15 protein-coding genes and 1 pseudogene are annotated in these 16,274 nt (G+C 53.8%); 14 read left to right on the top strand and 2 right to left on the bottom strand.

The features are described 5' to 3' along the window. Window positions 1-107: 107 nt before the first annotated feature. Genes AC0LWM_RS31995 through AC0LWM_RS31980 form a run of 4 tightly spaced genes read left to right on the top strand, consistent with a single transcriptional unit; the run spans window position 108 to window position 2,015 of the window. The gene (locus tag AC0LWM_RS31995) at window positions 108-347 is read left to right on the top strand and encodes an aspartyl-phosphate phosphatase Spo0E family protein (RefSeq protein WP_474679099.1); all 240 of its coding nucleotides are present in this window, start codon (window positions 108-110) and stop codon (window positions 345-347) included. Further along, window positions 340-588 carry a LuxR C-terminal-related transcriptional regulator gene (locus AC0LWM_RS31990; protein WP_474679098.1) on the top strand — a complete coding sequence of 83 codons (249 nt, stop codon included), beginning with the start codon at window positions 340-342 and terminating at the stop codon, window positions 586-588. The genes AC0LWM_RS31995 and AC0LWM_RS31990 overlap by 8 nt, the downstream gene beginning before the upstream one ends. A 32-nt stretch (window positions 589-620) precedes the next feature. Continuing rightward, window positions 621-1,835 carry a thiolase family protein gene (locus AC0LWM_RS31985; RefSeq protein WP_474679100.1) on the top strand — a complete coding sequence of 405 codons (1,215 nt, stop codon included), beginning with the start codon at window positions 621-623 and terminating at the stop codon, window positions 1,833-1,835. A gap of 51 nt (window positions 1,836-1,886) precedes the next feature. After that, complete coding sequence (locus AC0LWM_RS31980) at window positions 1,887-2,015, top strand: hypothetical protein (RefSeq protein ID WP_474679097.1); 129 nt, start codon at window positions 1,887-1,889, stop codon at window positions 2,013-2,015. A 306-nt stretch (window positions 2,016-2,321) separates the two neighbouring features. Here the strand turns inward: AC0LWM_RS31980 and AC0LWM_RS31975 are convergent, their stop codons facing one another. Next, window positions 2,322-2,789: a DinB family protein gene (locus AC0LWM_RS31975; RefSeq protein ID WP_474679096.1), complete on the bottom strand. Its 468-nt coding sequence runs from the start codon at window positions 2,787-2,789 to the stop codon at window positions 2,322-2,324. Between the two features lie 37 nt (window positions 2,790-2,826). Beyond that, complete coding sequence (locus tag AC0LWM_RS31970; protein WP_474679095.1) at window positions 2,827-3,960, bottom strand: GNAT family N-acetyltransferase; 1,134 nt, start codon at window positions 3,958-3,960, stop codon at window positions 2,827-2,829. 199 nt (window positions 3,961-4,159) lie between these two features. On the opposite strand from AC0LWM_RS31970, the gene AC0LWM_RS31965 reads away from it, so the two are divergent. The 10 genes and pseudogenes from AC0LWM_RS31965 (at window position 4,160) to AC0LWM_RS31920 (ending at window position 15,905) form a co-directional block, all read left to right on the top strand. Then, window positions 4,160-4,942 carry an SDR family NAD(P)-dependent oxidoreductase gene (locus AC0LWM_RS31965; protein WP_474679094.1) on the top strand — a complete coding sequence of 261 codons (783 nt, stop codon included), beginning with the start codon at window positions 4,160-4,162 and terminating at the stop codon, window positions 4,940-4,942. Window positions 4,943-4,979: 37 nt separating this feature from the next. Then, window positions 4,980-6,383, top strand: coding sequence for an aminomethyl-transferring glycine dehydrogenase subunit GcvPA (gcvPA, locus tag AC0LWM_RS31960; RefSeq protein ID WP_474679093.1), 1,404 nt, complete (start codon window positions 4,980-4,982; stop codon window positions 6,381-6,383). A 19-nt stretch (window positions 6,384-6,402) separates the two neighbouring features. Continuing rightward, window positions 6,403-7,971 carry an aminomethyl-transferring glycine dehydrogenase subunit GcvPB gene (gcvPB, locus tag AC0LWM_RS31955; RefSeq protein ID WP_474679092.1) on the top strand — a complete coding sequence of 523 codons (1,569 nt, stop codon included), beginning with the start codon at window positions 6,403-6,405 and terminating at the stop codon, window positions 7,969-7,971. 182 nt (window positions 7,972-8,153) lie between these two features. Further along, window positions 8,154-8,753: pseudogene (locus AC0LWM_RS31950) on the top strand (Rpn family recombination-promoting nuclease/putative transposase); the annotation flags it as partial. A gap of 204 nt (window positions 8,754-8,957) precedes the next feature. Further along, window positions 8,958-9,203, top strand: a complete 246-nt coding sequence (locus tag AC0LWM_RS31945) for a hypothetical protein (protein ID WP_474679091.1) — start codon at window positions 8,958-8,960, stop codon at window positions 9,201-9,203. 319 nt (window positions 9,204-9,522) lie between these two features. Continuing rightward, window positions 9,523-11,232, top strand: coding sequence for a sensor histidine kinase (locus AC0LWM_RS31940; RefSeq protein WP_474679090.1), 1,710 nt, complete (start codon window positions 9,523-9,525; stop codon window positions 11,230-11,232). Continuing rightward, window positions 11,229-12,527, top strand: coding sequence for a response regulator transcription factor (locus AC0LWM_RS31935; protein WP_474679089.1), 1,299 nt, complete (start codon window positions 11,229-11,231; stop codon window positions 12,525-12,527). The genes AC0LWM_RS31940 and AC0LWM_RS31935 overlap by 4 nt, the downstream gene beginning before the upstream one ends. Window positions 12,528-12,737: 210 nt before the next feature. Beyond that, window positions 12,738-14,045, top strand: coding sequence for an ABC transporter substrate-binding protein (locus tag AC0LWM_RS31930; RefSeq protein ID WP_474679088.1), 1,308 nt, complete (start codon window positions 12,738-12,740; stop codon window positions 14,043-14,045). Window positions 14,046-14,086: 41 nt separating this feature from the next. Continuing rightward, on the top strand, window positions 14,087-15,088 hold the full coding sequence (locus AC0LWM_RS31925; protein WP_474679087.1) for a carbohydrate ABC transporter permease: 1,002 nt from the start codon (window positions 14,087-14,089) through the stop codon (window positions 15,086-15,088). Between the two features lie 4 nt (window positions 15,089-15,092). After that, window positions 15,093-15,905 (top strand): carbohydrate ABC transporter permease, encoded by an 813-nt coding sequence (locus tag AC0LWM_RS31920; protein WP_474679086.1) that lies wholly within the window; start codon window positions 15,093-15,095, stop codon window positions 15,903-15,905. The last annotated feature ends 369 nt before the right edge of the window (window positions 15,906-16,274 follow it).

Here is a 16,274-nt window from a genome sequence, read left to right as displayed (position 1 = left end):
TGTCGAACAACAAGATTTGTACGAAATCCATTTTACCGAACTTTTCCTAAACATACATCAAGGAGGGACCAAATGACACAAAGTGAAGCCAAAAGGGTAAACGTGTGATGGATCCGATGGAACATATGGACAAGTTAAAGAAGCAAATGGAGCAAATTCGAGTTGAACTACATTCCGCTTATGCGCATAAACGGTCGTTTGCCGACAAAGAGGTATATGCGCTGAGCGAGAGATTGGACGTGGTGATTGCCGAATACCAACGCGAAATGGGCCGGGAGAAGGAGGAAGCTCCCCCGGACGAACGGCAAAAAAAGGCACACCGCCCTAAAAAGGAGAAGCATGGTTGAAAAAAGAGAGCTATTAAACAAACAATTGGTTCGGTTCAGCGAGCGATTTCATCTGACAAAAAGGGAAACTGAATTGTGGGAAGCGATCTTTTTATTCGGATATAGCAATAAAGAACTGGCCGAAGCCTACTACATTACGGAAAAAACAGTGAAATGCCACATAGCGAATATGCTGCAAAAAACAAACAGCGCCACGACGCGCAAGCTGATGTCCAAGTTTATACGGGAATTCCTGATCTGACTTTTCGCTCTCGCGCATAGTACAATAAAGGAATAGTACGTGAAGCGAGAAGAAAAGAGGCGATGTCGGTGGAACAGGTGTATATGCTGGAGGGCGCGAGAACGGCATTTGGCACGTTCGGCGGCATGTTCAGCCGGACGGAGGCTGCCGCACTTGGTACGGCGAGCGCCATAGAGGCGCTGCGGCGCGCGAAGGTGGAGGCGGCCGAGATCGATCAAGCGGTGTATGGCAACGTGATGCCGCCGGACGGCAACGCAGCTTATTTGCCGCGCCATATTGCACTGCGGGCGGGTGTCCCCGAAAAAACGCCGGCGATGCTAGTGAACCGGCTGTGCGGGTCCGGGATGCAGGCCGTGCTGTCCGCTGCGCAGAGCATCATGCTGGGCGAATCGGGACTTGCGCTGGCTGGCGGCATCGAGCTGATGTCGCAAGTGCCGCACGCCGATTTCACTAGCCGATTCGGCGGAGTGAAGCTCGGTCATATGCAACTGGAGGATATGCTGCTCAGTACGCTGACCGACCGTTATATCGGCAGCGCCATGGGCGAGACGGCGGAGGCGTTGGCGGCGCAATACGGGATATCCCGGATCGAGCAGGATGAATATGCCGTGTTGAGCCATCGCCGCGCCACATCGGCTGCCGCCGTATTGGCGGAGGAGATTGTGGCTGTGCCGGCAGATGGGCGCGGTGCGCTTTGCGCCGTCGACGAGCATGTTCGCATCGATACGTCGGCGGAGCGGCTGGCGAAGCTCAAGCCGGCGTTCCGCAAGGACGGTACGGTGACGGCAGGCAACGCCAGCGGCATCAATGACGGCGCCGTGTCGCTTGTGCTTGCCGGGGGCGGAAGCCTAGCCGGCCGTCGTCCATTGGCGCGAATCGTCGCATGGGGCGTCGTTGGCGTTGCTCCCGGCGCGATGGGTCTCGGCCCTATACCTGCGGCCAGGCTGGCCTTAGATCGTGCCGGTCTTACGACAGGCGACATCGACCTCTTCGAAATCAATGAAGCGTTCGCCGTACAATATTTGGCCGTAGAACGGGAGCTTGGACTCGACCGCGAACGGACCAACGTGAACGGCGGCGCAATCGCGATCGGCCACCCGGTAGGCGCGAGCGGCGCACGGCTGCTGCTGACGCTCGCTTACGAGCTGCGCCGGAGGCATTTGCAATACGGTTTGGCTGCCCTATGCATTGGCGGCGGGCAAGGCATAGCGGTTGTCATAGAAAATGCGGCAAACCACGGTACGTGATCATGTGTCCATGTTCCCTGACGGTTATCATTATAGGTACGGATTCCAAGGATGAGCAAAACCCTGCTGGAGCAGGTTGTTCGATTGAAAGAACAATCTATCTGGCAGGGCCTTTTTTTAGGCGGGACACTTTTTGGACGGCTTTCATTTGTCGATATCCCCTTCGTTCAGGGAATGTAAGATCGAAGTTCGGAGACATAGTACAGAGAGATCATCAAAGCCCGGGTTAAACAAAAAGGCATCTATCTGCTAGCTGCTGCTAGGGATACTGAACCGATGGGATTTCGGCAAGGGGGGGTCATCGAGAGAGTTTTGGTCATAGTACAACAGGCGGTTGCGAAAGATTCGATCCTGAGCGAAGGGGATTTCGGTAAAAGGACTTGATTGGAAAGAGTTGCTTCATGAAGTTGGAAAATTTAGGGTGCAAAAAAGGATTGTCCTTGAAGCCATAGCTTTCAGGACAATCCTTTGATTTGGAGTATGCTGTTATTTCCGCGACGGCCCGTAGATGTCAGGCACCTGAAGACCGGCTTGGCGCATAAGCACTGTCATTTGACCGCGGTGATGAATTTCGTGACGGATCGTTGTCTCCAGCGTCACGCCGTTGAGCCATTCCATGCCGTACACATTTCTTTTTTCCATCAGGGTGGCATCGTTCCATTGCTGCTGAATGGCAGTCATCAGCGCTTCGCTTGTTTTACGGTAGCCGTCGGCGATTTGCTGCGCCGTTACGGATTCTTCCTTGCCCGTGCCGACCGGTTCAAATTGCAGTCCGGTATTTGAAACAATCCCGTAAATGGATGTGACAATATGCCATGCCAGCTGTCCTAAAGTACGGTCCAGCGGTGAAACCTGCTGCGAGAGAGAGGCGTCGGTCAGTGCGTCCAATACATTTTGCGTTGTTCGGGATTCATGTTTCCAATCGTTAAGAAATTGTTCGATCGTTTGATACATAATACATATTCCTCCTTATGTAGGTTAGAAAAAATCGCTAAATATAGTTCAAGTTGTTCGGATTCGGGAAAGGCAGCGGGAAAACCCGGCTGAGCGCCTGCTTCAATTCGCCATCGTCGGCAGGTGTCGTTCCGTTCAGGATCAAGTGCGTCATGCCGCGTAAATCCAGGTACAGCGATTCGTCGCCGCTCGAAACCCGATATCCGTTTTCGATCTTCTCGCAGTTTAGCCGCTTCGCCGCCTCTGCGCCGAGTCGTTCGGCAAAATACGGCCGCAGCTGGTTCCACAGCGCCGGCACGTTGATCAAGCGCACAGTGCCTAGTATCGGCTGCGTTTGGAAAACATATCCTTGGGAAGCCAAACGATCTGTCAGCGATCTCCGGTAGTTCGGCAAAGCAATGGACAAGCTTGGCAATCCGTGGCGCTTCGCCGCTTCGCCCATCAGCGTGATGATGTGCTCATCCGGACCGGCAATCTCAATGACAGTGCCGTAGTTGACTCCCTCACTCGCCCATGTTCCATAAACGATGTAGGACGCCGCTTGGCCGCCGATTTTACCGACAAGCAAATGCTGGTTGGCCGGATAACAGCTTAGATGGGCGGCTGCATCGATTAAAGCCGCGAACTCGGCTTCCGTTCTTTCGAAATAAACGGATTCCTGCCGCTGTACCGCATGGATCCCAGGCAGATCGCCAGGTTCGTATTTGCTTACTTCAAGGGAAGCTTCTCCACCTTCGGGCGGCCTGTCGCTAGGGATGCTGAATGCGTGCACGCGGCTCACGTGAATCGCGTCGTTCCGCGTATACAACGTTCGGTCGCCGGAAATGAAAAGCAGACCCACTTGCTCCTCGTCCAACTGCTGGAACGCGTTCGTCACCAGCTGTCCGGCGAAATTTTTGCCCCGATAATCCGGATCGGTGCAGACGGAGCCCATACTGGCAGCTTGAATCCGGCTTGATCCGATGCGAATCGAAGAGGTGTACAGCCCGACAAGCGATACCGGTTTACCGTCTTCCTCCGCAACGTGCAGATGTTCCGCATTATCCGGGGCAAACATGAGCGGAAACCCTGCTCCCATCGAGTTGGTGTTGTGAGGCCCGCGGAAAATGCTGTCCGACAGGGCGACAAGCTGAGGAATTTCATCCGGCTTGGCCTTTCGTAGCAAGCTCATTTTTTCTCCTCCTGAATATGTTCCCATGTAGTATATATTCATCCAAAGTATAACATTCCGGCGGACAACACACAAAATGAAACCTTATTTAAAACAAATGTCGGTTACCGCCTGCGCCCCCTGCCGATATACTTGGCTTAAGTTCATATAAGAAAGTACAGTTTTCGCTCTATAGCGTTTCATGAAAGGGGTTGCAACAATGTCCAAACAAACGAATTTGCTTGATTTAAGCGGTAAAATCGCGGTCGTCACCGGAGCGGCTTCAGGGATCGGGAAGGCAACGGCGGAGCTTCTTGCCGAGCAGGGGGCCGAGGTCATGCTGCTGGATATTAATGAAGAGCTTGGCCGGTCGACGGAAGCCGAACTCAATGCCCGCGGGCTGAAGACGGTGTTCTGGAAATGCAATGTCATTTCCGAAGCGGATTGCTTGCAGACGGCGGCAGGCATCGAGGAACGATTCGGCCGCATCGATATTTTATTCAATAATGCAGGCGTCATCCGCCGCAAAACGGTTGTCGAGCTGGATGAGTCGGAATGGGACCTGGTGCTCGACGTTTCGCTGAAAGGTGTATTTTTGTTATCCAAGCACGTCATTCCGGTCATGGCTCGTAACGGGGGAGGCAGCATCATCAATACGGGCTCCGGTTGGGGCATTAAAGGCGGAGACAAGGCGGCTGCCTACTGCGCGGCGAAGGCGGGCGTCGTAAACTTGACGCGGGCGATGGCGATCGACCATGGACCGGACAACATTCGCGTCAACTGCGTTTGCCCGGGCGATACGGATACGCCGTTGTTACGTGAGGAAGCGCGCCAACTGCAGAAGGACGAAACCGCCTTCCTCAAGTCTTCGGCATCGGGACGCCCGCTCGAGCGACTTGGAACCCCGCGCGATATTGCGAATACGGTGTTGTTCCTGGCGAGCGGTATGTCCGCGTGGGTGACGGGTTCGGCCATCGTCGTGGACGGCGGCGGGTTGGCGTAGAAAGCGGTTTTGCAAGAAACGACAGGAGGGGATCAAGGTGGGATACGAAAATCGGAAAAGACGCTCGCACCCGTATATTCCGAATACGGTGCCGGAAGTGCAGCAAGCGATGCTCGCGGACATCGGCGTAGATCGCATAGAGGATTTGTTCGACGCGATTCCGGAAAGCTTGCGTTTCAGAGGAACGATGAATTTGCCCGAGGCGCTTGGCGAATACGAGCTGCAGCGGCATATCGAAGGAACACTGGCCAAAAACAAAACGGCGAAGCAAAATTTGAACTTCCTCGGTGCGGGTTGCTGGCAGCATTACGTGCCCGCCGTATGCGACGAAATCAACCAGCGCTCCGAATTCGTGACGGCGTATGCCGGCGAGCCTTACGAGGATCACGGGCGGTTTCAGGCGCTGTTCGAATACCAGAGCCTGATGGCGGAGTTGGTCGACATGGATGTCGTCAACGTGCCGACGTTCGATTGGGCGCAAGCCGCTTCCACTTCTCTGCGGATGGCGGCGCGCATTACCGGACGGACGGAGGTTCTGCTGCCGGGCAACATGGACGAAGACAAGTTTCTTATCATCCGCAATTATTTGTCGCCGGATTTGATCTGCGTCCGCGTTGCATATTCAGAAGCGACAGGTTTGCTTGACTTGGATGACTTGCGGCAGAAGATCGGCCAGAGGACGGCGGCGGTTTATTTTGAAAATCCGACGTTTCTCGGCTTCATCGAATCGCAAGGAGCCGATATATCGGCAATCGCGCATGGTGCAGGCGCGCTCAGTGTCGTTGGCGTAGATCCGATCTCGCTGGGTGTCTTGAAGCCGCCGAGCCAATATGGGGCGGACATCGTCTGTGGGGATTTGCAGCCGCTCGGCATTCGCATGAACTATGGCGGGGGCCAGTCCGGTTTTATCGCGACGCGAGACGAGCCGAAATTCGTCATGGAATACCCGTCGCGGTTGTTCGGCATCGTGCCGACCGAGGCCGAGGGCGAGTATGGTTTCGGCGACGTGGCGTATGAACGGACCTCGTTCGCTTTGAGGGAAAAGGGCAAAGAGTCGGTCGGCACGCAAACGGCGTTATGGGGCATAACGGCAGGCGTTTATTTGGCTCTGCTCGGTCCTTACGGGATGCAGGAGGTCGGACAGACGATCATGCAAAAATCGCACTACGCAGCCCAGCGGCTCGCGGAAATCCCGGGCGTGACGGTACGTTTCGGCTCTGCGTTCTTCAAGGAATTCGTCGTCGATTTTAACGGTACCGGCAAGACGGTGAAGGACATCCATGATTCGCTGCTGGAGCAGGGCATTTTTGGCGGCAAAGATTTGTCGGCGTCGCATCCGGCGCTAGGGCAAAGCGCATTGTATTGCGTCACCGAAATCCATACCCAATCCGACCTCGACGCATTGGCGGGCGCCGTGCGGGTAGCGGTTGGGCATCAATAAGCGAAGGGGATGGAATCAGATGAAACGGATTGTGCGTGAGCATAAAGTGAGAAATTTTCATCAAGCCAAATGGGATGAGCCGGTCATCTTCGAGCTACATCAACCCGGCGAGGTCGGCGTGGTCGTGCCTGAGGCGGGGGCGGGCATCGCGTCTGCGGTCGGCGACGGCGTGTCGCATATTCCGGCGAGCATGCGTCGGGATACGCTTCCGAAGCTGCCGGAAATCGGGCAGGCGAAGGTGCTGCGGCATTATTTGCGGCTGTCGCAGGAGACGATGGGCTCCGATTTTAACGTCGAAATCGGCCAAGGCACGTGTACGATGAAGTACATTCCGCGCATCAACGAAATGATGATCCGCACGCCGCAAATGACGGAGCTGCACCCGCTGCAGGACGTACGGACGGTGCAAGGGATTTTGCAAATCTATCACGAGCTGGACCTGGCGATGCGCGAAATATCGGGCATGGACGCGTTCACGTTCCAGCCGAGCAGCGGCACGCAGGCTTTGTTCGCGATGGCGTCGGTGGTCCGTGCATACCACGAGTCGCGGGGCGAAGGCGAGCAGCGGGATGAAATCATCACGACGATATTTTCTCATCCGTCCCAAGCGGCGACGGCAGCAGTGAAAGGGTACAAAATCATTACGCTGTATCCGGACAAGGACGGATTTCCAGACCTAGACGCATTGAAGGCTGCCGTTTCCGAGCGGACCGCCGGTTTCGTCGTCGCTAATCCGGAGGACACCGGCATCTACAATCACCGGATCAAAGAATTCACCGACGTCGTGCATGCCGCTGGCGGCATCTGCTATTACGATCAGGCGAACGCCAACGGCCTACTGGGCATTACGCGGGCGAGAGATGCGGGCTTCGATATGTGCTTCTTCAATTTGCATAAGACATTTGCCGCGCCCCATATGTGCGGCGGGCCGGCAACGGGCGCGATGGGCGTCACGAAGGAGCTGGAGCCATTCCTGCCGGGACCGATCGTCGTTCACGACGAGGAAACGGGACAATACGGCCTCAAAACCGACTTGCCGCACAGCATCGGCAAAGTGCGCAGCTTCCACGGCGTCGCCCAGACGGTGCTGCGGGCTTATGCCTGGATTCGTGCGCTGGGAGCGGAAGGGCTAGTCGACGTGGCGAAGGTCGCCGTGCTGAACAACAATTATTTGTACCATCACATCTTGAACATCCGCGGCGCATCGGCGCCTTACGTCAAAGGCCGCAGATTGGAGCAGGTTCGCTACAGCTGGGAGCAGATGACGAAGGAAACGGGCGTAACGACGGAGGACGTACAGCGTCGGATGTGCGATTTCGGGCTGCACTACTGGACCAGCCATCATCCATACATCGTGCCGCAGCCGTTCACGCTGGAGCCGACGGAGTCGTATTCGAAGGACGACCTGGACGAATATATCCGCGCGCTGGAATTTATCTCGAACGAGGCGTATACCGAGCCGCATAAAGTCAAGAATTCGCCGACGCGCAGCACGGTTCACCGCAACGACGAGTCGTCGCTCGACGAGCCGGAGGAATGGTGCATGACGTGGCGGATGTATTTGCGGAAAACTGGAGGTACGGAGTGAATCAAGTCAGACATTTCTTATAAACCTATTATTCCGCTCTTGCGCCTAATGGCGTGAGGGCGTTTTTTTGCTTGATCAATTGTAAAGGATATATTAAAATAGGAACAAATGTTCTTTATTTGCTAACCCGATCTTCTTGTCATTCCATCTTTGCACGGGTACAATGGAAGGAGAAGATGTCTTTGGCGATTGATCATGACCGGTTGTTTAAAGAATTGATCGGAACTTTTTTTGAGGAATTCATGCTCGCCTTTTTTCCGGAAGCGCATGAGGCGATCGATTTTACAGAATTAACTTTTCTTACCGAAGAAGTATTCACTGACGTCACGGCTGGCGATCGGCGAAGAGTGGACTTGCTGGTCCAGACGAGGATGAAGGGCGAAGAAAGCATCGTCATTGTTCATATTGAGTCGCAGTCTTACGTGCAAAACTCGTTCAACGAAAGGATGTTTATTTACTTCAGCCGCTTATATGAAAAATTCCGTAAGCCTATTTTGCCGGTGGCCGTATTTAGTTACGACGAGGTGCGGGATGAGCCGGATAGCTTTAAGCTAGCGTTTCCTTTCACAAATGTGCTCGATTTTCATTTTAATACATTGCAACTGCGACGCCAGAATTGGCGAGACTATATTAGACAAGACAATCCGGCGGCTGCCGCACTGCTGAGCAAGATGGGGTACGCCGAACATGAACGGGTCCAGGTGAAGATCGAATTTTTGCGGATGCTGACGAGAATGCCGCTGAACCCAGCGCGGTTGACGTTGGTTTCCAGGTTTTTCGAAGAGTAAAGAAAGTATAAGTTTTCAGCGTAGCTGAACACTTTCTGCTCGCAAGAAAAGCTTCCTCTAAAACACGAATGTATCTTCGTCGAAGGGACTTCGATCAGAAGCTTTTCTTACACGTATTTCGACTGGGACGATGAAGAAGAGGAAGCGGAGCTGCGGCAAGAGCTTCATAAGCTGAAGCCAGAAGAGGAGGTTAAGATTATGGAATTAAAAATGTACTGGGAGAAAAAAGCGGAGGAAAAAGGCAAAATTGAAGGTAAACTTGAAGGTCTCGTCGAAGTGCTCTGCAAATTTCTAAACGCACAGTATGGTGAAGACTCTAAACCGCTGCAGGAGCGAATCAAGCAAACGACCAATGCGGAGCAGTTGGAGCGGCTGACAGACGAACTGTTCAAGGCGCGTACGCTGGCGGATGCCAAGACTATACTGGAACGGACTTTATCCTAATCTCGAAGATGCAGCGGCTGTTTAAACAATCCTTCTCCAAGCGGATACCGATCGTTTGAAGTGTTTCGATTGAAGCTTATTAACCTCGCACATTGCGGGGTTATTTTTCGCTCCGAACAAAAGACTACCTTTTGCCGAACATTTGGCGGTTACGGGGTGTCAAAATAGCCGATATGATGAGATTGTGTAAACGCAAATATTGCTAATTGTAAGCGGTAACAACGTTTGTTAAGCTTATTAGACAACATTGAGGTTCCTTAACGTTCGCCGGAGCGGCGAATGCTTAGGGCAGTTCGTTCAGGGAGGTGCCGAAAACATCATGCCGGAGCTCGGGAAAAAAATGCTGCAATCTCTCCGCCAAAGCTTGCAAACCAAACTCGTCATGCTGTTTTTGCTAGTGGCGATCATCCCTTTGCTTGTGCTAGGGTATCTGTCCTACGACAAATCATCGAAAATGATCAATCAGCAGTTCGGCACCTACGGCCATAACTCCGTCATGCAGCTGCAATTCCAGATCGACTCGATTCTGGGACAAATGAAATATATTACGAACGACGTGCTTTCGTATGTGCTCGATCCTACGTTTACGGTGCTGCACGAGGAGGTTCCTTCGTCTTACGTCGGATTTTTGGAAGAGCAGCAGCTGGAGCAGTTTTTGAAGGCGCATAAAACAATCGATACACGCGGCATTTATATGATTACCAAATCGGGATACTTCTATGGTGATTATAACCTGCAGGTGGAGAAGCTGAAGAAGGAAGGGCTGTTTCAGCGCATTCGCAACGACGGCGAGGGCTTCTGGTTCGGCTTGTACAAGCCGCAGCATTATTCCGACGCGAAACCGGATGAATGGGTGATCGGACTCATTTTTGCCATCAAAAATCAAGTCGGCATTCTCGAGAACAGCCATGTCCTCGTCGAAATGGACGCCAAAAAGCTGCTCGGCCTTATAAAAACATACGAAATCGACACGCATTCCAGCGTGCAGATCACGGACGGCGGGGGCAATACGATTTATAAGACGGCGGACAGCTTTGCCCCGCAGCCGAACGACATGGTCTGGTCCAAAAAATCGGACGCGACCGATTGGAAAATCGAGGTCCGCACGCCTTACAACCAGTTCTACAAATCATCGTTCGTCATTCGCTCGTTTACGATGGTTGTCGTCGCCTTCTCCGCACTGCTCGCGCTTGTGCTGGCCTATGTGCTGGCCTCGCAGTTCATTCGCCGTATCAAACGGATCAAGGAATCGATGAATCTCGTCGGCATGGGCAAGCTGGACACGCATATTCCGGTCGATTCGGAGGATGAGCTAGGCCGGTTAAGCTTCAGCTTCAACAATATGACACTGCAAATCCAGTCGCTGATCAGCGAAGTGGAGCAGGTGGAACGGCAGAAGAAGGAAGCGGAGCTGAAGGCGTTTCATTATCAAATCAACCCGCACTTGCTGCTTAACACGCTGAACTCGATCCAATGGAAGGCGCGGTTATCCGGCAATCAGGAAGTGAACCGGATGATCCATCATTTGACGAGGGTGCTGGAAGGCAATTTAAACTTCTCCAAGGAACTGAACACGCTGGACGAGGAGCTGCGCATCATCGAGCATTTTCTGCAAATCCAGGAGCTGCGCTACGGCAAAGTGTTCAGCTATGAAATCCACGCTACCGGCGCGGAGCTTACGAAGGTCGCGATCCCGCGGATGACGCTGCAGCCGCTCGTCGAAAATATTTTTTTCCACGGCTTCGAGGACGGCGTAGGCAAAATCGTGTTTACGATCCGCGAAGCGGGGGACGATGTGCTGATCACGATGCAGGATAATGGCAAAGGCATCGATCCGGGGACGCTCGCCGGACTGCTGGAACCGCCAAGGGAGACGGGGAAGAATACGAAAAGAATCGGCATGTACAACGTCGATCAGAAAATCAAGCTGCATTTCGGTTACCGCTACGGCCTGACGATCACGTCGGTAGTGGGATGCGGTACGACGATCACGATCCGATTGCCCAAAAAAGAGGAGGTATCCCGATGAATGCGAATGCGATCAAAGTGCTCATTGCCGACGACGAGGTCATTATTCGCCGGGGGCTGCGATCGACGGTGCCATGGGAAAAATACAACATGGAGGTTGTCGCCGACGCGCCAAATGGCGCGCGGGGCTGGGAAGCATTTTTGGAGCATCGCCCGGAGCTGATCATAACCGACATCGTCATGCCGGAAATGAACGGCATCGAATTTGCACGTAAAGTCAAGGAGCAGGCGCCGCAGACAAAAATATTGCTGCTCAGCTGCCACCGCGATTTTGATTACGCGCAGCAGGGGATCAAGCTTGGCGCGTCCGGCTATTTGCTGAAGACGGCGTTTAACGACGAGGAGCTGGAGGAATATCTCGAAGGCTTCCGCCGCGAGATCGAGTCGGCGACGCATGAGGCGCAGCAGCACGGGCAAGGCTCGGGCGAAGCCTCGGCAGGACGTAGCTCCGCAGCGGCGAGACGCGACGCGCTGCTGCTGGAATGGCTGTTCGGCTTAAGCGACGCCTTCGTCGCCGAGCTGCGGCAATGGTTGGCCGGCGAGTGGAGCTGGATGAACGAACCGGTGCACATGACGCTCGTTACGCATAGCGGCTTGGGCCAAGCCGAGCGGTTTGAGTCAGGCACAACTGCTTCGGCGTCGCCTGCGGCTGCGCCGGTGGCGGGCCACGCGCTGCTGGAACGGCTGCGCGGGCTGTTCGTCAGCGGCGGCGATTGCCGGCTCGAAGCGATCCCGATCGGCGTTGACCGCTGCCTGCTGGTCAGCACCGCGCCGTGCAAGGCGAAGCTTGACGCCGAGCTGCTCGAGCTGAAGGCGTCGCATCCGAAGCTGGCGTGGAGCAGCCACGGCTTCGTCGACGGCATCGAGCCGTGGCTCGAAACGGCGCGCAAGCTGCACCGGCAGGCGGAGCTGCAGAAGACGTACGACCTGCAGCTGCACGATTGGCCGCAGCCGATTGCGATTGCGGTGCAGAAGATCGTCGGCAACGTGCACTTGTCGCTCTGCGTCTCCGACGTTGCCCGAGAGGTGGGCCTGAGCCGCAGCCATTTCAGCACCTTGTTCCGCAAGACGGTAGGTCAAAGCTTCATCTCCTACGCCTATACGATGAAGCTTAAGGTGGCTTCCCAGCTTCTGTCGACGACGCAGCTGACGATTCAGGACATTTCCGACAAGGTGGGCATGCCAGATGCCAAATATTTCAGCAAATGGTTCAAGCGCTGCACCGGCGAGACGCCGAGCCAATTCCGCCAGCGAAAGCGGCAAGCGTCGGACAATGCGTCGCCTCACGGCGCATAATGGACATACGGTAACTGCCGAAAATGCGCGCATCGCACATAATGACTAGAGTTTGCACACAACTCTAGTTGTTATGTGCTTTTTTGACCGCATCGGCGATCCGCATGACGACAAAAGTGCACCATATTCAGAACAGCTTGCAGTTTGGCGAACGACGCCATTTTCTTATAATGAAAGCGAATACAAAACATCGATTTAGGGGGCGTAAACATGAAACGGCGCAAATGGATCGTAACGGCTGTCGTGTTGATGATGCTGGCGGTGCTTGCCATCGGCTGCGGCGGCAAAGATAACGCGAAGGATACGGACAACGGCGATGACGGGAAGCCTGCGGAGACGAAAACGGACGGGGCGAAGGACGGCGGCAAGCAAATCACGCTGCGTTTCGCCACTTGGGATACGACGGACGGCTTGAAGACGGCGGAGGAAGTGGCCAAGAAATTTACGGCTGCGCATCCGAACATCAAAGTGCAGGTCGAAGGCTACGGAGACGGCTTCGATCAGAAGCTGGCCGCGTCGTTCGGCGCAAGCAACCCGCCTGACGTCATGTACATGTGGGATTTCCCGACCTATTATCGCAACTTGGAGCCGCTGGACAGTATGATGCAAGGCGATCCGTCGATGGAACTGGGCGATTTTTACGATGGCTTGTTCAATTACGCGAAGGTGAACGGCCAAACGTATGGCATTCCGACCGGATACACGTCCCGGGTGTTCTACTATAACAAGAAGCTGTTCGATGCTGCGGGTATTCCGTATCCGAAAGACGGCTGGACATGGGACGATTTCCGCGAAATCGCGAAAAAGCTGTCCGATCCGAGCAAGAAGCAATACGGCTTCGGTATACGTACAGAGAACGATCCGTATGATTTGCAAGGCTTCATCTGGAGCAACGGCGGCAGCCTGATCAGCCCGGACGGCAAAGCGATCGAAGGATACATGAACGGCAAGGAAACCGTTGATACGCTGCAAATGTTCGGCGACATGTTGAAGGACAAAATCGCGGTAACGGTCGGAGGAAAAAACCAGCAATCCGGCAACGACGTGTTCAAAGCAGGCAAAATCGCCATGTGGGAAAGCGGCGTATGGCCGCTGGAAGGATTCAAGGAAGCGAAGGTCGACTTCGGCACGGTTGAGCCGCCTGCTTTTGCCGGCAAACCGGTGAAAGGCGTCCTTGCGGAATCCGCGATCTCGATCGCGAAGGACTCGAAGCAAAAAGAAGCGGCATGGGAATTCGTCAAATTCATTACGTCCAAAGAAATCATCAAATCGATCACCAGCGATTTGCCGGTTCGCAAAAGCGTCGTCGCCGAAAAGAGCCTCGACAAGGATCCGCTCTATGCGCCATTCTACAACATGCTGAACCGAGCGGACAATACGCCGGCGTTCCTGCTGAACGAGAAGTGGAAAGAAGTGAATCGTTTCCTAAGCTCGGCGATCGATGCGGTCATTCTCGGCCAACCGGCCCAAGACGTGCTCGACAATGCCGTGAAAGACGGGAAGAAGTTCATCCAATAAAGGATTGTGTCATCAAATACTAGACGAAGCGTGGGGATAAAATGAAGAACCAACCAAACCCGGATACACGCCCGAAAGCACGCAAAAAAATAAATTGGGGTAGGCTCACTCCCTACCTCTTTATTTTTCCCTGGATATTCGGATTCAGCGTATTTACGATTGGTCCGCTGCTGTTTTCGCTGATCATCAGCTTTTTTGACTGGCCGATCGTCGGCGAAGCCAAATTTATCGGGATCGACAACTATGTGACGATGTTTACCGATGATCCGTTGTTCTGGACGTCGCTGCTCGTGACGGTGAAATTCGCTTTGATTTTCGTGCCGATGAACTTGGCGGTGGCTTTGTTTCTGGCGATGCTGCTTCATCAGAAGGTGCGCGGCAGCGGCATTTTCCGCACGATCTTCTATTTGCCCTCGGTCATTTCCGGCGTTGCGCTGGCGATGATCTGGGCTTGGGTATACAGCGGCGAGTACGGCATCTTGAACTACTTTCTGTCGCTGGCCGGCATCGAAGGCCCGAACTGGCTGAACGACCCGAAATGGTCGATGGTCGCGATGGTTGGCGCAAGCTTGTGGGCGCAAGGCACGATGATGCTCATTTTCCTTGCCGGATTGAAAAATATTCCGAACGACCTGTACGAATCAGCTTCGATCGACGGCGCGAACAAATTTCAGCAGTTTATCCATATTACACTGCCGATGCTTAGTCCAACGATTCTGTTCAACCTGATCACGTCGATTATCGGAGCTTTCCAGCAGTTGACGCTGGCGCTCGTGCTGACGGGCGGCGGGCCGCTGAACTCGACATATTTTTACGCGATGTACGTGTACGAAAATGCCTTTAAATATTTCCGGATGGGTTATTCGGCGGCGAACGCCTGGTTTATGTTCTTGATTATTTTGTCGCTTACGATGCTTGTGTTTAAATCGACCAGCGTTTGGGTGTATTACGACGGGGAAGCGAAAAACGGCCGCTTGAAGCCGGCGAAACGCAAATCGGGCAAGCCGATTGTTCCGGCGACCGATGCGCAGAGGGGCGGTTGAGTATATGAAAAAAATGATCGTTTACGCGCTGCTGATTTTCTTCTCGCTGCTGTTTCTTGCGCCGTTCTACTGGCTGCTCATCACGGCGGTGAAGGCGCCGGACGAAGTGTATTTGTACCCGCCGAAATGGGTGCCTTCAACTTGGCTCTGGAGCAATTATTGGGATTCGTGGAACAGCTTTTCGTTTAACGTGTTTTTGCAAAACTCGGTGACGGTGACCGTATTGTCCAACATCGGGCAGGTCCTTTCGTCGTCGCTTGTTGCTTACGGTTTTGCGCGCTTCGAATTTCGAGGCCGCAATGTACTGTTCGTGCTGGTGCTTTCCTCGATGATGATCCCATGGGACGTCACGATGATTCCGCTCTACATGGAGTTTAATTTTCTCGGCTGGATCAATACGCTGAAGCCTTTGATCGTGCCGGCCTGGTTCGGCGGCGCATTTTACATTTTCCTCATGCGACAGTTCATTATGACGATTCCGCGGGAACTGGAAGAAGCGGCCCGGATCGACGGGGCAAACGCCTTCGGCATTTATGCGCGCATCATTATGCCGCTGATGGTACCGGCGCTTATTCTGGTCAGTGTTTTTCATATGATGGACAGCTGGAACGACTACCTGGGGCCGCTCATTTTCTTGAACGACAGCAGCCAGTACACGTTAACGCTGGGACTTGCGCAATTCAGCGGACGGTTCGAGGTCGACATGCAAGGCATTATGGCCGTCACGGCGCTGATATGCTTGCCGCCGCTCGTCGTATTCTTCTTCGCGCAGCGGTACATTGTGGAAGGCATTGCGAGTACGGGCATTAAAGGGTAGCTCGGTGTTTGCGCGAGGGAAAAGCCTGGCCGAGGGCATGTTGCGATCGTGTCGCGCACACAGTGCACCACAGTGCATTGTGTTGAACGAATGAACGAATGAACGAATACCTGCGATTGTACATCTATTTTTCTCTAGTTTCGTTGAGGCGGGGCGGTTCCTGCAAAAGTACATTTATTTTTCGGCTAACTTGGCTTCAGGGAGTGCATGGCACGAAATAGATGTATATTGGCAGTAATTTGCTCCGAAAGGGGCGTTTCTGAAGTTGAGTCTATATAATTGTGTAAAATGCTAGGTTCTCTAAAAAAGGGGGAGCCATAGGCAGAATCCTCGTTTAGAATGTAGTTGTCGAGACCCATTCAGAGGAGG

This window comes from Paenibacillus sp. sgz302148, assembly GCF_056120465.1.
The sequence above is the reverse complement of the archived record's forward strand: the minus strand, read 5'-3'. Positions and strand labels throughout refer to the sequence as shown.

Excerpts from the sequence above, each read along its gene's own strand:
- AC0LWM_RS31925 (WP_474679087.1), top strand. The coding sequence starts at position 14,087 with ATGAAGAACCAACCAAACCCGGATACACGCCCGAAAGCACGCAAAAAA.
- AC0LWM_RS31930 (WP_474679088.1), top strand. The coding sequence starts at position 12,738 with ATGAAACGGCGCAAATGGATCGTAACGGCTGTCGTGTTGATGATGCTG.
- AC0LWM_RS31965 (WP_474679094.1), top strand. The coding sequence starts at position 4,160 with ATGTCCAAACAAACGAATTTGCTTGATTTAAGCGGTAAAATCGCGGTC.
- AC0LWM_RS31975 (WP_474679096.1), bottom strand. The coding sequence starts at position 2,789 with ATGTATCAAACGATCGAACAATTTCTTAACGATTGGAAACATGAATCC.
- AC0LWM_RS31920 (WP_474679086.1), top strand. The coding sequence starts at position 15,093 with ATGAAAAAAATGATCGTTTACGCGCTGCTGATTTTCTTCTCGCTGCTG.
- AC0LWM_RS31995 (WP_474679099.1), top strand. The coding sequence starts at position 108 with ATGGATCCGATGGAACATATGGACAAGTTAAAGAAGCAAATGGAGCAA.
- AC0LWM_RS31945 (WP_474679091.1), top strand. The coding sequence starts at position 8,958 with ATGGAATTAAAAATGTACTGGGAGAAAAAAGCGGAGGAAAAAGGCAAA.
- AC0LWM_RS31970 (WP_474679095.1), bottom strand. The coding sequence starts at position 3,960 with ATGAGCTTGCTACGAAAGGCCAAGCCGGATGAAATTCCTCAGCTTGTC.
- AC0LWM_RS31935 (WP_474679089.1), top strand. The coding sequence starts at position 11,229 with ATGAATGCGAATGCGATCAAAGTGCTCATTGCCGACGACGAGGTCATT.
- AC0LWM_RS31980 (WP_474679097.1), top strand. The coding sequence starts at position 1,887 with ATGAGCAAAACCCTGCTGGAGCAGGTTGTTCGATTGAAAGAACAATCT.
- AC0LWM_RS31940 (WP_474679090.1), top strand. The coding sequence starts at position 9,523 with ATGCCGGAGCTCGGGAAAAAAATGCTGCAATCTCTCCGCCAAAGCTTG.
- AC0LWM_RS31990 (WP_474679098.1), top strand. The coding sequence starts at position 340 with ATGGTTGAAAAAAGAGAGCTATTAAACAAACAATTGGTTCGGTTCAGC.
- gcvPB (WP_474679092.1), top strand. The coding sequence starts at position 6,403 with ATGAAACGGATTGTGCGTGAGCATAAAGTGAGAAATTTTCATCAAGCC.